This is a genomic window from Tolypothrix sp. VBCCA 56010, from assembly GCF_050875635.1.
Lineage (GTDB): Bacteria > Cyanobacteriota > Cyanobacteriia > Cyanobacteriales > Nostocaceae > Hassallia.
The window spans coordinates 1-208 of sequence record NZ_JBPAOH010000549.1; the positions used below are offsets into that span (position 1 = coordinate 1).

The window sequence follows — 208 nt, forward strand, 5'->3', positions numbered from 1 at the left end:
TCTGCTTGTGATATTTAGCTAATCTATTTTTCGCTTTGGTATGTCGTTTACTCCCCTTTGTTTTCCGCTGTAATTGTCTTTGTAACCTCCCTAACTGTTTTTTACATTTTCGGTATTTTTTCGGATTATCAAATGTTTTCGCTGTATTTAAACTAACGGCTACAGCTAAACTATTGATACCTGAATCCACACCAACAATATCATCTAC

General features: G+C 34.6%; 1 protein-coding gene. It reads right to left on the reverse strand.

Annotated elements, in window-relative coordinates:
- A partial coding sequence (locus tag AABK37_RS42565) for a transposase (protein WP_432557321.1) occupies positions 1-208 on the reverse strand: 208 nt, incomplete at both ends.